Consider the following 13,639-nt stretch of genomic DNA (forward strand, 5'->3'; position numbering starts at 1 on the left):
AACACCAGCGGGCCGAGCCCAGATTCGACGTCCACTTCGAACGAATCACCGCTTGCCAGCGGCGAATCGACATGATCGGCCTTCTGAAGCCCTTCCGGCACGGTAGTGTCCATCGACAGTGCTGCGACCCAGAAATGCGAATCAGTTTCGCCAGGTAGGCCAGCGTGCACGTGCAGGCCAGTTTGTATCGGAGTTCCGAAATGGCCGTGCAGCAGCGGGGTCAGCAGTTGCGTCAGTACAAAAAGCACCAACACCACGCCCCGGAGCGAGACAATCGGGATTGCACGTGACATAGCGCTATTGTAATGCAACCACTGCGGTACTGCCGCTGCGGCCTTCCGCCAATGCTCAGAAATGCCCCCTGTGTTGCCGGCGCCCGTTCGTTCTACAGCACTTGAACGGATTTGTTGGCGCACAGAAGCCTCGAACCTCGCAGTCACACATGGCTTCCTATCTTCGTGATCAAAAGTAGGGCAAGCGTATTTCGGCTTCACACCGTATTAGACGTCCTTCCCGATGGACTCGGACTCGAACCTCCTGATCGACAACGGAGAGCCTGTTGCCGTAGTGTTCCGCATCACCTTGATTAATCCCAGTTGTCTAAGATTATCTCGGATGACTCGCAGACCTGAAGGCCTTGCTTCCGTCGCTCACAATCGATTACAACCCTGCATCTGGGCTGGCGATATGCTATCGCGCGACCTCTACCGCCAACGTGTCCTGACGAACTCCGGAAAGATGTGTAGCCATCGGCCTGCCAATGAACCGGTCGTCGAAAATACAAATGCCAGCGCGTAGGAGGCTGCGAGCGCCGGTCGGTACTAAAGATGGAAGGTGTCAAAATTTGCATACCTAGAGTGCCATAGTCGTAACATGGCGATCTTCGCGTGATGTCTGCATTCGGCAGCTCAATTGCTCCTGTGGTAAGACGCCAACGGCCACAGGATTGGCCGTTCCCAAAGTTGTTGGCGCTCCTAGCTCTACCTGTAAGCCGCGTGGCGCGTAGTCAGGTTGGATTCACGCCGAAGGCGGGATTGGCGAGTGCATAATCGAGTTCGCCCGACGCCTGCGCATGGATGGTGAACAGCGGATCGCCCTCCGACACGGTGTGGCCCAGCCGAACGCGCATTGCGATGCCGGCCACCTGGTGGCGCGGCGCGCCCGCCAGCTTGGCGGTGCGCGCCAGGCGCCGGTTGTCGATGGTGGTGACGGTGCCGCTGTTTGGCGCCAGTACTTCGCGCCGGAACAGCGCCTCGCCTGGCACCGTCAGCCCGCCCTGCGCCTCGCAAATGGACTGGAACCTGGTCCAAGCCGCGCCGGTGTCAAGGATCTGCTCGGCTTTGGCCTGGCCTTCGCCCACCGTGGCCGCCCCGCAGAACTCCAGCAGCAAGCCAGACAGCAGCAGCGCGCGGCACCGCAGGTCGGTGGGCGCGTGGGCTTCGCGTCGCAACACGGCCAACACGTCGTGGGCCTCCAGCGCCGGACCAATGCCACGACCAATGGGCTGGGCGCCGTCGGTATGCACCACCATCACTTGCAGCCCGAACGCCGCCGCCACGCATTGCATGAAGGATCCCAGGCGCAGCAGGTCGGCTTCGGAACGCACCTTGGCCGTGGGGCCTACCGGGACATCGATCAGCACGTGCGTGGCCCCGGCAGCCACCTTCTTCGACAGGATCGACGCAATCAACTGGGCGTCGCTGTCGATATCGAGTGCGCGCTCCACGCGAATCATCACGTCGTCGGCCGGGCTCAGGTTCAGAGCGCCGCCCCACGCCAGCGCGCCGCCCGTGCGTTCCACTACGCGCCGCAGTTCGTGCACGTCCATTGTCACGCGCGTCAGCGTTTCCATTGTGTCCGCCGTGCCCGCTGGCGACGTGATCGCGCGTGACGAGGTCTTGGGAATCGTCAGCCCGGCGGCGGCCGCGATTGCCACGATGATCGGCGTGGTGCGATTGCCGGGCAGGCCGCCCACGCAATGCTTGTCAGCCACCACCTTGCAGCCCCAGTGCAATTGCTTCCCCGTGCCGATCATCGCGCGGGTCAGGCCGATGACCTCCTGCTCGTTCATCCTGCCGCCCGCGCAGGCCGCCAGGAAGGCCGCGATCTGCATTTCCGTGTAGCGCTCGCCTGCAATGTCCTCGACGATGCCGGCCAGTTGTGCGTCGTCGATGGCCAGGCCATGAATCTTCGCGCGGACCGCGCGCAGCGACTCAAGGGCCGGCGCGTGCGTAATCTCGATGGCGTCGCCCTCACGCGCGCCCAGCTCCGCCGCAGCGCTCGCCGAGAGACTGGCCTGGTGGGTATGCAGCAGCGGGGCGCCCACCAGGTTCAGCGTGGCGATTAGCGTGCGCGCACCAATTCGCACTTGCACGCGTGCCTGCGCCGAAAATCCTTCGGCTCCGCACACCGGACAGTCGGGATGAAGGTAGATCACGTGCTCCTGCCACGTGTCGATACCGAGCGGCTTGAATACCAGCATGGCGGGGGAGAAGGGCAGCATCAACGGTCATCCCACTATGGACGCCGCGCGCCGTCAATGAAATCAGGATGCGCTGAGCTGTCTGTAGGGCATGGATGACAGCCATCGCCGCAGCGGGTGCATCGCCCAGGCATTTTGCGCGAGAAGCGCCCGGAGCTTGATGAAAATCAAGCTGCCGCCCGGCATGCGATCCATCCTGAAAAATACAGTTGCCCGCAGTGCGCATCGCAAGGCATCCGGTTCGCGATGGCGCGGCATGGACAAGGGGATATCGATGAAAGTGCAATGTCTGGGCGCCACCGACACGGTGACCGGTTCCAAGTACGTCGTGGACACGGGACGCGTCCGCGTGATGGTGGATTGCGGCCTGTTTCAGGGATACAAAGCCCTGCGTCTGCGCAACTGGGATGTTCTCCCGGTCGATCCCGCCAGCTTGCATGCGGTAGTGCTGACCCACGCGCACATCGATCACAGTGGATACCTGCCTCTGCTGATCCGCAACGGATTCCGGGGACGCGTGTACTGCACGCTGGGGACCGCGCAATTGTGCGGCGTGCTGCTGCCCGACTGCGCGGCGCTGGCCGAGGAGGACGCGACGTATGCAAACCGAAAAGGGTTCTCGCGTCACGATCCGGCGATGCCGCTCTATACGCGCGCCGATGCCGAGCGCGCGGTGTATCGCCTGGAGGCGGTGCGATTTGACACGCGCGTGCCGGTGGGCGCGGGCATCGATGCCGAGTTCAGTCACGCCGGTCACATCATCGGCGCGGCCAGTGTCACCTTGCACGTGGATGGGCAGCGCCTGGTGTTCTCCGGCGATCTTGGGCGCCTGAACGATCCGGTGATGCGCGCGCCCGCCTTCCTGAAGCATGCCGACTGGCTGTTCGTGGAATCCACATACGGCGACCGGCGCCATCCCGACGTCGATCCCATCGACGCACTGGGCGATATCGTCAGCCGTACGATCGACAGGGGCGGCACGCTCGTGATCCCGACCTTCGCCGTGGGCCGCGCGCAGTCATTGCTCTATTGCCTGTACCGACTCAGGCAACTGCGTCGGCTGCCCGACGTACCCATCTACCTGAACAGCCCTATGGCAATCGCGGCAACGACGATCTTTGCCCGTCATGTGTCCGAGTTGCGCATCGACGAGGCCAGCTGCGCAGGCGCTTGCGATATGGCGCGCCCCGTAACCAGCACCGAGGCATCTGTCCGCCTGAACGCGGACCGCAGTCCGAAGATCATCCTCGCAGGAAGCGGGATGGCCACCGGTGGCCGTGTGGTGCACCACCTGGAAGCGTTCGGCCCGGACCCGCGCAACACCATCCTGCTGTCTGGATTCCAGGCGCCCGGCACGCGCGGCGCCCGCCTGTACAGTGGCGCCAGGCAAATCCGGCTGCATGGCAAGGACATCGACATCCGCGCCGAAGTGGCGCAGATCGAGAACCTGTCGGCCCACGCCGATACCGATGAATTGATGGCCTGGCTGAAGGGGTTCGAGCGCCCGCCGCGTCAGACGTTCGTCGTGCATGGCGAGCCGGCGGCCAGCGACGCGTTACGCCAGCGCATCGAACACGAGCTGAAGTGGCAGGTGACGATGCCCGAGTACCGCCAGAAGTATTCGCTGGAGTAGGGCGAAAACATGACGCGATAAGGTTGCGAAAGGGAAATCGCGGATTTGAACTTATATGGAATGCTCGTCCTGGCCCATCCGAAGCTGGTGCTGCGCCACGAGCGCGCTCAGTTCTTCGAGCTTGGCCCGCGCGAGGCCAAGCGCCACGGCGCTGCGCGGCTGCGACACGCCGGCGGGCAGTATGCGCTGCACCGGACCGGGCGGCGCGTAGTCGCGCACGAGCACGAAGCCCTGGCTGTAGCCCTTGTCGGTGCGTTGCGTGTAGGCCCGCAGGTCGCAGTTGCAGGCGCGCCTGAACAGGTCGTCGGCATCCGTCGGAGCGGCGCAATCCGGCTCGGGCGGCGCGTCCGCTGCCGGCGCATCCGTGTGGAGCATGCCGGGCCAGCGCCGAAGCATCCATTGCGGCGCAACCCTCGACAGGGTCAGCACTCTCATGTTCGTCTCCTATTCTTGCCACCGGACACACCGATATCGATGGTGTCGATGCCTGCGTGTAAGCCCTGGTTCAATATAGAAAGCGACCATAAAAAACATCTGATCCTAGTCAAGAAGATCGGGGGGCATTTCGGGAATGAGCTTGTTTGTGCAGTTCGATTGCGCCGGGCGGGGCCGGGTAGGCACGCGTCGCCACGCACTGCGCGGCGTGCCCGCGTGGGTTGTCCGCACCACGCAACGCTCAGACCTGTGCCAGCGCGTCCAGATCGAAGATTTCAATTTGCTTGCCGTCCACGCGGATCAGTCCCTCGCGTTGGAAGCGCGAGAACGTGCGGCTGACCGTTTCAAGCTTGATGCCGAGGTAGCTGCCGATTTCCTCGCGCGTCATCCGTAGCGTGAACGCATGCGCCGCGTAGCCCCTTGCGCTCAGGCGCCGCGAAACGTTGAGTAGGAAGGCAGCGACCCGACGCTCCGAAGGCATGCCCGACAGCAGCGTGGTCTGGCGGGATTCGCGCACGATCTCCTGGCTCAGCAGCTTGTGCAACTGGCGCTGCACGCCGCGCATGTCGCGGCAAAGCAGTTCAAGCGGCGGAAACGGGATCACGCACACGGTGCTGTCTTCCAGTGCAACGGCATCGCAATCGTAGTGCTCGCCTGAGATGGCACTCAGCCCCAGCATATCGCCCGGTAACAGGTAGGCCGTAACGTGCTCGACACCTTCCTCATGGCCCGCCACCGTCTTGAACGATCCCGTGCGCAGCGTATAGAGGCACTGGAATCTGTCGCCCACACGGAACAGGTAGTCGCCGCGATGCACCATGCGCCACTGTCCGATGACCGATTCGAGCCTGGGCAGGTCGTCGTCATCGAGTCCCGCCGCCAGGCAGAGCGGCCGCAGGCTGCAATGGGCGCATCTGGGTGTCAGGGCCATGACCTGCGCTGGTGGCGCGTAGGCTTCTGGGTAGGGCATTGGCACGGCCGTGCGCAACTGTATTACCTGGTGCAGCATGTCATCCCCTTTGCTGGTCGAAGCGCTGGCTGTATGTCGGCGTCGGTATTCGGTGTCTCCCGATTTGCCTGGAGTATTGGCCACGGCTGGTCCGGCCGAAATCAGCCGTGGCTGAGAGGTGGGTCAGACTGTGCTGAGCGCGTGTCAGGAAAACCTGACACGCGCTTGCCCGCCGAATCCGCGTTCGCCCGGCGCGGCCTTGCGCCAACGCAAAGCCGCGCATCGTATTACGCCTAGAGTCATTGAGAGGCAATACGCGGACAGGCATAAGGGGGGGAGATGAAAGGCGATAATCAACTGAAGCAGGACGTGCTTGACGAGCTTGCCTGGGACCCGGAAGTCGACGAGCGAGAGGTCGGCGTGCAGGTGAGGGACGGCATCGTCACGCTCACCGGGAGTCTACGGTCATTCCATGCCAAGCGTTGCGCCGAGCGGGCCGCGCGGCGCGTGGCGGGCGTGCGCGCAATTGCAGTGGAACTGGAAGTGGTGCTGCCGGGTGACGCCGTGCGGACCGACGCCGATATCGCCTGGGCCGTGGAAAACGCACTGACGTGGAATTCGGTGGTGCCCGCCGGCCAGCTCGGCGTGGTAGTGGAGCGCGGCATGGTGACGCTCTCGGGTGAAGTGGACTGGGACTACCAGCGGCGTGCCGCGGCCGATACGGTGCGCCGCCTCAACGGCGTGCGCGGCATCGTGAACCAGATCGTGCTGCGCCCCCGGACCAGCGCGCCCGACGTGCAGCAGCGCATCGAGGATGCCATGCGGCGCCAGGCGGCGCGCGATGCGCGGCATGTGAAGGTCATCGTCAAGGATGGCGTGGTCACACTGTCGGGCCATGTGACGTCGCTGGCCGAACGGCAGGCGGCGTTCAACGCCGCGTGGATCGCGCCGGGCGTGATGAAGGTGGTGGACGATATCCAGGTGCTGCCGCAGTAGCGTTGCGGTGGCGCAAGGCGTGCGCCATCGCGCGTTCAGCGCTCAGATGCACAGGACGGCGGCACCGGCAAGCCGTCCCGCGCGCATGTCGTCGAGTGCCTTGCCGGCATCGCGCAGCGGATAGACCGTGGTGTGTAGCTGGATCGGCAGGCTGGCGGCCACCTGCATGAGCCCCACGCCATCCTCGCGCGTGAGATTGGCAACGGACACGATGTGCCGCTCTTCCCAAAGCTGCCGATACGGGAACGACGGAATATCGCTCATGTGGATGCCGCCACATACGACGACGCCACCCTTGTCCGTGGCACCCAGCGCGGCCGGCACCAGTGCGCCGTCCGACGCGAAGATCAGTGCCGCATCCAGCACAGTTGGCGGCGCCTCCAGGCTGCTGCCCGCCCACGCCGCGCCCACTTGCGTGGCCAGTGCCTGCGCCGCCGTGTCGCCGGGCCTTGTCATCGCATAGACCGTGCGGCCCTGCGCCACGGCGATCTGCGTGACAATGTGCGCGGCCGCGCCAAAGCCGTAGATGCCAAGCCGCTGCGCGTCGCCCGCCATGCGTAGCGTGCGATAACCAATCAGGCCGGCGCACAGCAACGGCGCGGCGTGCGCGTCATCGTAGGCGTCGGGAATCGGGAAGCAGTAACGCGCGTCGGCCAGCACGTATTCCGCGTAGCCGCCATCGCAGGTATAGCCGTGGAACAGCGGCGCGTCGCACAGGTTTTCGCGCCCGCTGATGCAGAAGCGGCAGACGCCGCAGGTATGGCCTAGCCACGGCACGCCCACCCGGTCACCGAGGGCCACGCCGGCCACGCCTTCGCCCAGCTTCTCGACGCAACCCACGATCTCGTGCCCCGGGATCAGCGCCGGCTTCGGATGTGGAAGGTCCCCGTCAATCACATGCAGGTCCGTGCGGCATACCCCGCAGGCATGTACGCGGATGCGCACCTGGCCGGCGCCCGGCGTGGGCACGGGCACGCGCTGCGTGCCAAGCGTGTGACCGTCGAAGATCATGGCCTGCATGCTGGCGTCCATCTGGCATTCCTTGTCGGACTCGCCCGCGTAACGCGCGGGCAGTTGAGTCGATGGTTGCACGCGCCACGCGCACTGACTTGATCTGGCGCAAGTGTCGCACTCCTGCACTGATTACCTTTGACTGTAGTCGCTTCAACAACGCGAGAGGACATGGCGATGGCTTACAAGACAGTGCTGGTCGATCTGACCGACGACGGGGCAAGGCAGGCGCGGCTGGATGCGGCATTTGCGCTGGCGGCGGACTCCAATGGGCGCGTGATCGGACTCAGTGCGACCGGACCGATGCTCGATCCGTATCGCAGCGTGGGCGCGGAGACGATGCGCTATCAGGCCATGCACGCCGATATGTTGCGCGGCGTGGAGCAAGCGGGTACGCAGGCGCTGTCCGATGCCTGTGCGCGTCACGGTACGCCGACCGACTATTCGCACGTGCTGGCGGAACAGGATGCTGGTTGGGCGCTGGCCACGCACGGCATGGCCAGCGACATCATCCTGCCCGGTCTGCCGGGGGCGCCCAGTGAACTGCCCGTGCTGATGGCGTCGGCGGCCGAATATGCACTGTCAACGCGGGCCGGCCGATGCTGGTGGTGCCGCCCCAGGCGCGGCTGTCGAAGATCGATACCGCGCTGGTGGCGTGGAACGGCAGGCGCGAGGCGGCTCGCGCGGTTTGCGATGCGCTGCCGCTGCTCCAGCGCGCGAATCGAGTAATCCTGCTGGTGGTGATGGGCGGCAAGGGGCTTTGGCAGCATGGCGACGGCGAGCTGGTGCGCTGGCTTGGCACGCATGGTGTCCAAGCGTCGCTGGTGGTGGAAGAGCCGTCATCGGTGGCGGGTTGCCTGCTGCAGAAGGCGCTGCAGGTATCAGCCGACCTGCTGGTGGCCGGCGGCTACGGGCATTCAAGAATTGGCGAGCTGATGACCGGCGGCACGACCCGCACGTTGCTGCGCAACACGCCGGTGCCATTGCTCATTTCGCACTAGGCGGCCGCGCCGCCATGCCAGGAGATCAAGCCATGCTCGCCTATCCAAGCATCTTCGTGCATGTGGACGCCAGCCCGCGCGCGCTGATTCGCGCGAAGCTGGCCGTGCGAATCGCCACCGCCCAGCGTTGCCGCCTGGTAGGCGTATGTGCCACGTTCGCCACCGATCCACAGTCGTTTTATCGCGTGGATCACGCGGCGGCCGTCCTGGAGCAGGATCGCGCCCGACGCGAACGCCAGCATAAAACGCTGCAACAACGATTCGAGTCGGCGGTATGGAGCGAATCGGCGTCGGCGGAATGGCGCAGCGTGGATGGCGACCCGGTACGCCGGACGCTCAGGGAGGTAAAGGAGGCCGGGCTGCTGGTGGCCGGGCAAATCGATGCCAGCGAACCCGAGAGCGTGGTGGCGCCGCAGTTTCTCGAATCGCTCATATTGGAATCCGGTCGGCCCGTGCTGGTGGTGCCCTATGCCGGGCCGGCGCTGACCGTGGGGCGCCGCGCGCTGGTGGCGTGGGATGGCGGCAAGGAATGCGCGCGCGCCCTGCACGATGCACTGCCGCTGCTGTTAGGTAGCACCGTGCACCTGCTGCATGCCAATCCGGTCCACCACGCCCCGCGCGCCGATGCGGCACCGTTGGATATCGCGTGCCGTGTGCTGCGCGACGTGGGCGCCGATGTCCGCACGGAGTTCGAACCCGGCGCGAACGACGCCGCCATCGGCGACCTGATATTGTCGCGCGCCGCCGATGTGCAAGCCGACCTGCTGGTCATGGGCGCGTACGGGCACGGACGCTTCCGCGAACTGGTGCTGGGCGGCGTCACCAAGACCATCCTGAGTTCGATGACGATTCCCGTGCTGCTGGCGCACTGAGACGCATCACGCCAAGTTGGTGAAGCCGCCCGCGCCCCGGGGTTCCGATAGGCGCGGGCGGCGTCGGCATGCGCATCGCTAGCGTGCGAACAGCGCCGGGATCGGAGATTCCTCGAGCACGGTGCCGGGAATGTCTCCCAGCTTGCCGGCCAGCTTTCCGGCCAGCTTTCCGACCGTTTCGTCGCGCGCCTGCGCGCCGCAAACCAGCAAGTCGGTGCGCGCCGTCCGGGCGGTGGCCAGCAAAGCCTTGCCCAGTGACGGATGCGCGTCGCCCGTAAGTCCGAACAGGCAGGCGCGGATGCCCCGGCGCGCCAGCCACGTCAGCGCGTAGCTGGCCGGTGCCATATCGGTGTGGCGGTGTCGGGAGAAGGGAATGCAGCAAGCCAGCGCGACATGCTGCGCGCGGCGCAGGATCGGCAGCGCGTCGCGCAACGCACGCGCCGATTCGCGCGTGCCGCTCCACGCCACCATTACGCGCGCATAGGGCCACGCCTGCGTGGGCGCGGCGTCGTGCGTCAGCGGAATGACAAGGACCGGTGGTCCGGCCTCCAGGATGGTGCCTTCCACAAACTGTCGCGTGTCAACCGGGCAATGGCCGTCGCCAGCGCACGGCTGGCTGACGATGATCAGGTCAGCCAGGCGGCCTTCGCATTGCATGGCTTCAAGTGGCGTGCCTTCTCCCACGCGCCAGTCCACGGCGATGGGGGCACCTGCCGTCGCGGCCTCGAAGGCCAGGCGGCTGGACTCGCAATCGGCGAAGAGCGCCGCGTCGGGAGCCAGGCCGCGTTGCGGCAGCAGGCCCACAAGCGTTGCCGGCAACGCACAAGCCAGGGCGACCGCGTGGGAAAGCCGGGCCGTGGCGTACCTTGACGCATCGACGTGGACCACGATAGCTGAGATGTCCATCTGCCCCCTTGCCAGTGCCACGACATTGGGCACGCGTCAAATCTATGCCATGAAGTGAAGAAGCCGTTGCGAAAAATCAATCAATAGCGGACTGACTCGATCAATCAAAGGCATTGCGGCAGATCAAGTGCGATGGGCTGGAGCAGCCTAGTCTCGAAGCACCCTGACGCAGGCGGAGCCCAATCATGTACGAGAGAATTCTGGTGGCGGTGGATGGCGGCGATTCCGCCGACCTGGCGATGACGCAGGCCATCGGCATGGCTCGGGCGTTTCATGCCGATATCAAGCTGCTGTATGTGGTGGACGACAGCGAATTTTTCGATACGGCGGGCATGGCGGACACCGCTATGGTGCTGAGCCAGCTTGTACAGGGCGGCGAACGGGCACTGGACCTCGCCGCCGAGCGGTGCTCTCAAGCCGGGGTCACCTGCATCAAGGAGCTCGTGGAGCGTCCGCTTGGCCGCGGCAACATTTCGGAGACCATCGTCGAGCGCGCGGACACCTGGCCGGCCGACTTGATCGTCATGGGCACGCATGGGCGTCGCGGCATGCGGCGGGTCATCATGGGCAGCGTGTCTGAAGGCGTGGTGGCGCAGACCAGCAAGCCCGTGCTGCTGATTCGCGCGGAAGCCAGCAGTGTGGCGGCCGGCCGTCGCGGGCAGGTGGGATGAAAGATATTAGAGCGGCGATTCGCCGGGAAACAGGTTCGCCTCGATGGCGTAGCGCACCAGGGCGGCGTCGCTGCGAAGCTGGAGCTTTTCCAGCAGCCGCATTTTGTAGGTGCTGATGGTCTTCGAGCTGACGCATAGGGCATCGGCGATTTCGGTCAGCGATTCGCCGTTGACGATGCGCCGGTACACCTCCAACTCGCGGTCGGATAGGCTGGCATGCGGCGCATCGGTTTGCTCCTGCACGCCAAGCGCCAGCTTTTCCGCCATCTCGAGGCTGACATAGGTGCCGCCCGAGGCCACCTTGCGCAGGGCCGCGATGAGGTCATTGGCGGCGCTGTCTTTGGTCAGATATCCGGCCGCGCCAGCCCGGAATGCCCGTACCACGTACTGCTCCTCGGCATGCATGGTCAGCACCAGCACCCGGCTGGCCGGATACTCGTTGCGGACATGCCGCACCAGTTCCAGGCCGCTGCGCCCGGGCATCGACAGGTCCAGCAGGATCACATCGGGCGTGGTCTCGCGCAACACCTGCGGCACTTCGGAGCCCTTGGCCGCTTCGCCGACCACTTCCACGTCGTCCTCGCGCTCCAAAATATGGCGCAAGCCGTTGCGCACCACGGCATGATCGTCGGCAATGACCACTCGTATCATCGTCTCACTCCGCCACAGTGGCGCGTATGGGAAAGCGCAGGCATAGCGCGAATCCTTGCCCCGGCGCGTGCGTCAGCGCGAGCGTTCCGCCCAGCAGCCGGGTTCGCTCGCGAATGCCGAGCAGTCCGAAAGAACGGCGCGTGCGGTCGCGTAGCGCGCCGTCCCAGCCATTTCCGTTGTCGCGCACGCGCAGCACGTGTTCGTCGCCGTGCTGGTCCAGGGCGATCCACACGCGATTGGCCTGGGCATGGTGCACGACGTTGTTCAGTGCCTCCTGCACGATGCGGAAAACCGCCGTCGCCTCCTGTTCGCTTACGTCAAGGTGATCGGGGGCGCGCAGGTCGATCGTCAGGCCGTAGCGGCGGCTGAAATCCTTGGCCAGCCAGTCCAGCGCCGCCGGCAGCCCCAGTTCGTCGAGCAGGGCCGGGCGCAGGTCCGCGGAGATCTGCCGGACCGCGGCGATGGCGGCATCGATGGCGCCATGCATGGCTGCCGCGCGGCTCAGGCAATGCGACGCCGTGCCGGCTTCGCGCAGGTCGCCCTCTAGCATGGCAAGGTCCATCTTCAGCGCGCTCAGGCGTTGCCCGATGTCGTCATGCAGTTCGCGGGCGACGCGGCGCTTTTCTTCTTCGCGGCTTGCCAGGATGCTTTCGGAAAGCGCCTGCAGTTCCTCGCGCGAGCGCCGCAGCGCGGTTTCCGCCCGTACACGCTCGGTGATGTCGCGCAGCATGACGGTGAACAACTTGCGCCCCTGGCCGTCGTTCGTCTGGGAGATGGAAGCCTCGATGGGAAATTCGCTACCGTCGCGGCGCAGCGCATAGAGCGTACGCTGCAGGCCCATCTGCCGATCCGACACCCCCGTCACGCCGAACCGGCGCACGTGCTGGGTGTGCGCCGAGCGAAAACGCTCAGGCAGCAGGAGGTCGAGGGTTTTGCCGATGGCATCCAGCGCGGCAATCCCAAACAGCGCCTCGGCCATTGGGTTGAACAGCACGATCTGCTGCTGTTCGTTGATCGAGATGATCGCTTCCATGGAAGTCCGCACGATGGCTGCCAAACACGCCTCGTTGCCCGAGATCTGGGCGGGCAAGTGCGTCGCATCGCTGCGAAAGGGCGTGTCTTGGGTCATGTCGGGCCACTCTTAAGGGACGCTTAATGCCAAAGGCGTAATTCTTCTTTTTTCCTAAGACGGCAGCAGTCTGCTGATCAGAATATAGAAGATGCGTAACGCCCGCGCGACTGGCGCTCGGGATACGGGCGCCCATCCGCTCACATATATCGCACTTCATCGGTGTACGTATGCTTCATGGTTCACTTATCGCGCGCGCCGTACCTTGCTGCGATCGGCACCCAACATACCTCGCCGAGACGACGCGGCGCTGTTGTCTCATCAAATGCAGGTCTGGCAAACCGGCCCCCCTAGCGCTTGACGCGACGCAAAGGCCGGTCGCCATGGACTGCCATGCTGAAGACAGCCGGATTTGCCGGCAGCTGAATGACGGAGTCCATAATGACCAGCCTCAGACATTACGACCCGCTTTCCATCGAGCCAATCAGCGACATGCTGCGCGCGTTCCGCGGCACCGCCGATCCCGGCATGGTGTTCAAAGTCGATGTGACCGAGTCAGAGGGCAGCTACACGGTAACCGCCGAGGTGCCCGGTGTGAAACGCGAGGACATTGATATCAACGTCGCTCGCGGCACGGTCATGATTTCCGCCAAAGTTGAGCGTACGACCGAGCAGCGCGACGGCGAACGCGTGATCCGCCACGAGCGCTACAGCGGCGCCATGCGCCGAGCTTTCACGCTGGATGCCGACATCGACGAATCGAAGGTGGACGCCACCTATACCGACGGCGTTCTGCGGCTGGAGCTGCCCAAGAAGGAGGCCACGCCGCAGAAGCGTATCCAGATCCGTTCGGCAGAAGTGGCCACGCAATGAATGAAAATTGATGAACTTGGTTGCTCCGCTCCGCTCCGATCCACATTCCGCTGACCGGCTCGGTCCAGGACGCAGCGGTCGCGCGAACGC

Annotated in this window: 14 protein-coding genes and 1 pseudogene; 7 read left to right on the forward strand and 8 right to left on the reverse strand. The window is 64.9% G+C overall.

Annotation, left to right across the window (positions count from 1 at the left end; translation table 11 throughout):
- Together BLQ58_RS28930 and BLQ58_RS24600 are read right to left on the reverse strand one after the other, a co-directional pair.
- Window positions 1-293, reverse strand: a pseudogene (locus BLQ58_RS28930) (hypothetical protein); the annotation flags it as partial.
- 713 nt (window positions 294-1,006) lie between these two features.
- Complete coding sequence (locus tag BLQ58_RS24600) at window positions 1,007-2,503, reverse strand: thymidine phosphorylase family protein (RefSeq protein ID WP_092602783.1); 1,497 nt, start codon at window positions 2,501-2,503, stop codon at window positions 1,007-1,009.
- 253 nt (window positions 2,504-2,756) lie between these two features.
- Between BLQ58_RS24600 and BLQ58_RS24605 the strand changes: the two genes are divergently transcribed.
- The gene (locus BLQ58_RS24605; protein ID WP_092602870.1) at window positions 2,757-4,115 is read left to right on the forward strand and encodes an MBL fold metallo-hydrolase RNA specificity domain-containing protein; all 1,359 of its coding nucleotides are present in this window, start codon (window positions 2,757-2,759) and stop codon (window positions 4,113-4,115) included.
- A 51-nt stretch (window positions 4,116-4,166) separates the two neighbouring features.
- Here the strand turns inward: BLQ58_RS24605 and BLQ58_RS24610 are convergent, their stop codons facing one another.
- Together BLQ58_RS24610 and BLQ58_RS24615 are read right to left on the reverse strand one after the other, a co-directional pair.
- Entirely contained in the window at window positions 4,167-4,550 is a 384-nt protein-coding gene (locus BLQ58_RS24610) for a hypothetical protein (protein ID WP_139186161.1), read from the reverse strand.
- 241 nt (window positions 4,551-4,791) lie between these two features.
- Window positions 4,792-5,559, reverse strand: coding sequence for a helix-turn-helix domain-containing protein (locus tag BLQ58_RS24615; RefSeq protein ID WP_092602787.1), 768 nt, complete (start codon window positions 5,557-5,559; stop codon window positions 4,792-4,794).
- Window positions 5,560-5,838: 279 nt separating this feature from the next.
- Between BLQ58_RS24615 and BLQ58_RS24620 the strand changes: the two genes are divergently transcribed.
- On the forward strand, window positions 5,839-6,495 hold the full coding sequence (locus BLQ58_RS24620) for a BON domain-containing protein (protein ID WP_092602789.1): 657 nt from the start codon (window positions 5,839-5,841) through the stop codon (window positions 6,493-6,495).
- Window positions 6,496-6,537: 42 nt separating this feature from the next.
- On the opposite strand, the gene BLQ58_RS24625 is transcribed toward BLQ58_RS24620, so the two are convergent.
- Window positions 6,538-7,527, reverse strand: a complete 990-nt coding sequence (locus BLQ58_RS24625) for a zinc-dependent alcohol dehydrogenase family protein (protein ID WP_092602791.1) — start codon at window positions 7,525-7,527, stop codon at window positions 6,538-6,540.
- A gap of 156 nt (window positions 7,528-7,683) precedes the next feature.
- Between BLQ58_RS24625 and BLQ58_RS24630 the strand changes: the two genes are divergently transcribed.
- Genes BLQ58_RS24630 through BLQ58_RS24635 form a run of 3 tightly spaced genes read left to right on the forward strand, consistent with a single transcriptional unit; the run spans window position 7,684 to window position 9,379 of the window.
- Window positions 7,684-8,235, forward strand: coding sequence for a hypothetical protein (locus tag BLQ58_RS24630; protein WP_254776125.1), 552 nt, complete (start codon window positions 7,684-7,686; stop codon window positions 8,233-8,235).
- 14 nt (window positions 8,236-8,249) lie between these two features.
- Window positions 8,250-8,507: a universal stress protein gene (locus BLQ58_RS29570; RefSeq protein ID WP_254776127.1), complete on the forward strand. Its 258-nt coding sequence runs from the start codon at window positions 8,250-8,252 to the stop codon at window positions 8,505-8,507.
- 32 nt (window positions 8,508-8,539) lie between these two features.
- The gene (locus BLQ58_RS24635) at window positions 8,540-9,379 is read left to right on the forward strand and encodes a universal stress protein (RefSeq protein ID WP_092602793.1); all 840 of its coding nucleotides are present in this window, start codon (window positions 8,540-8,542) and stop codon (window positions 9,377-9,379) included.
- 78 nt (window positions 9,380-9,457) lie between these two features.
- Here the strand turns inward: BLQ58_RS24635 and BLQ58_RS24640 are convergent, their stop codons facing one another.
- A complete protein-coding gene (locus BLQ58_RS24640) occupies window positions 9,458-10,285 on the reverse strand; it encodes an adenine nucleotide alpha hydrolase family protein (RefSeq protein ID WP_092602795.1) in 828 nt (275 codons plus the stop codon).
- A gap of 185 nt (window positions 10,286-10,470) precedes the next feature.
- Between BLQ58_RS24640 and BLQ58_RS24645 the strand changes: the two genes are divergently transcribed.
- Window positions 10,471-10,956 (forward strand): universal stress protein, encoded by a 486-nt coding sequence (locus BLQ58_RS24645; RefSeq protein ID WP_092602797.1) that lies wholly within the window; start codon window positions 10,471-10,473, stop codon window positions 10,954-10,956.
- Between the two features lie 6 nt (window positions 10,957-10,962).
- Here the strand turns inward: BLQ58_RS24645 and BLQ58_RS24650 are convergent, their stop codons facing one another.
- Together BLQ58_RS24650 and BLQ58_RS24655 are read right to left on the reverse strand one after the other, a co-directional pair.
- Window positions 10,963-11,607, reverse strand: coding sequence for a response regulator (locus tag BLQ58_RS24650; protein ID WP_092602799.1), 645 nt, complete (start codon window positions 11,605-11,607; stop codon window positions 10,963-10,965).
- A 4-nt stretch (window positions 11,608-11,611) separates the two neighbouring features.
- The gene (locus BLQ58_RS24655; RefSeq protein WP_092602801.1) at window positions 11,612-12,736 is read right to left on the reverse strand and encodes a PAS domain-containing sensor histidine kinase; all 1,125 of its coding nucleotides are present in this window, start codon (window positions 12,734-12,736) and stop codon (window positions 11,612-11,614) included.
- 381 nt (window positions 12,737-13,117) lie between these two features.
- On the opposite strand from BLQ58_RS24655, the gene BLQ58_RS24660 reads away from it, so the two are divergent.
- Entirely contained in the window at window positions 13,118-13,549 is a 432-nt protein-coding gene (locus BLQ58_RS24660) for an Hsp20/alpha crystallin family protein (RefSeq protein WP_092602803.1), read from the forward strand.
- Window positions 13,550-13,639 lie beyond the last annotated feature (90 nt).

The organism is Ralstonia sp. 25mfcol4.1, from assembly GCF_900104095.1.
Lineage (GTDB): Bacteria > Pseudomonadota > Gammaproteobacteria > Burkholderiales > Burkholderiaceae > Cupriavidus.

What these genes read in the sequence shown, in the direction of transcription:
- BLQ58_RS24660 (WP_092602803.1), top strand. Translation starts at nt 13,118, where the DNA reads ATGACCAGCCTCAGACATTACGACCCGCTTTCCATCGAGCCAATCAGC.
- BLQ58_RS24600 (WP_092602783.1), bottom strand. Translation starts at nt 2,503, where the DNA reads ATGCTGCCCTTCTCCCCCGCCATGCTGGTATTCAAGCCGCTCGGTATC.
- BLQ58_RS24655 (WP_092602801.1), bottom strand. Translation starts at nt 12,736, where the DNA reads ATGACCCAAGACACGCCCTTTCGCAGCGATGCGACGCACTTGCCCGCC.
- BLQ58_RS24625 (WP_092602791.1), bottom strand. Translation starts at nt 7,527, where the DNA reads ATGGACGCCAGCATGCAGGCCATGATCTTCGACGGTCACACGCTTGGC.
- BLQ58_RS24650 (WP_092602799.1), bottom strand. Translation starts at nt 11,607, where the DNA reads ATGATACGAGTGGTCATTGCCGACGATCATGCCGTGGTGCGCAACGGC.
- BLQ58_RS24610 (WP_139186161.1), bottom strand. Translation starts at nt 4,550, where the DNA reads ATGAGAGTGCTGACCCTGTCGAGGGTTGCGCCGCAATGGATGCTTCGG.
- BLQ58_RS24605 (WP_092602870.1), top strand. Translation starts at nt 2,757, where the DNA reads ATGAAAGTGCAATGTCTGGGCGCCACCGACACGGTGACCGGTTCCAAG.
- BLQ58_RS29570 (WP_254776127.1), top strand. Translation starts at nt 8,250, where the DNA reads ATGGGCGGCAAGGGGCTTTGGCAGCATGGCGACGGCGAGCTGGTGCGC.
- BLQ58_RS24630 (WP_254776125.1), top strand. Translation starts at nt 7,684, where the DNA reads ATGGCTTACAAGACAGTGCTGGTCGATCTGACCGACGACGGGGCAAGG.
- BLQ58_RS24635 (WP_092602793.1), top strand. Translation starts at nt 8,540, where the DNA reads ATGCTCGCCTATCCAAGCATCTTCGTGCATGTGGACGCCAGCCCGCGC.
- BLQ58_RS24640 (WP_092602795.1), bottom strand. Translation starts at nt 10,285, where the DNA reads ATGGACATCTCAGCTATCGTGGTCCACGTCGATGCGTCAAGGTACGCC.
- BLQ58_RS24615 (WP_092602787.1), bottom strand. Translation starts at nt 5,559, where the DNA reads ATGCTGCACCAGGTAATACAGTTGCGCACGGCCGTGCCAATGCCCTAC.
- BLQ58_RS24620 (WP_092602789.1), top strand. Translation starts at nt 5,839, where the DNA reads ATGAAAGGCGATAATCAACTGAAGCAGGACGTGCTTGACGAGCTTGCC.
- BLQ58_RS24645 (WP_092602797.1), top strand. Translation starts at nt 10,471, where the DNA reads ATGTACGAGAGAATTCTGGTGGCGGTGGATGGCGGCGATTCCGCCGAC.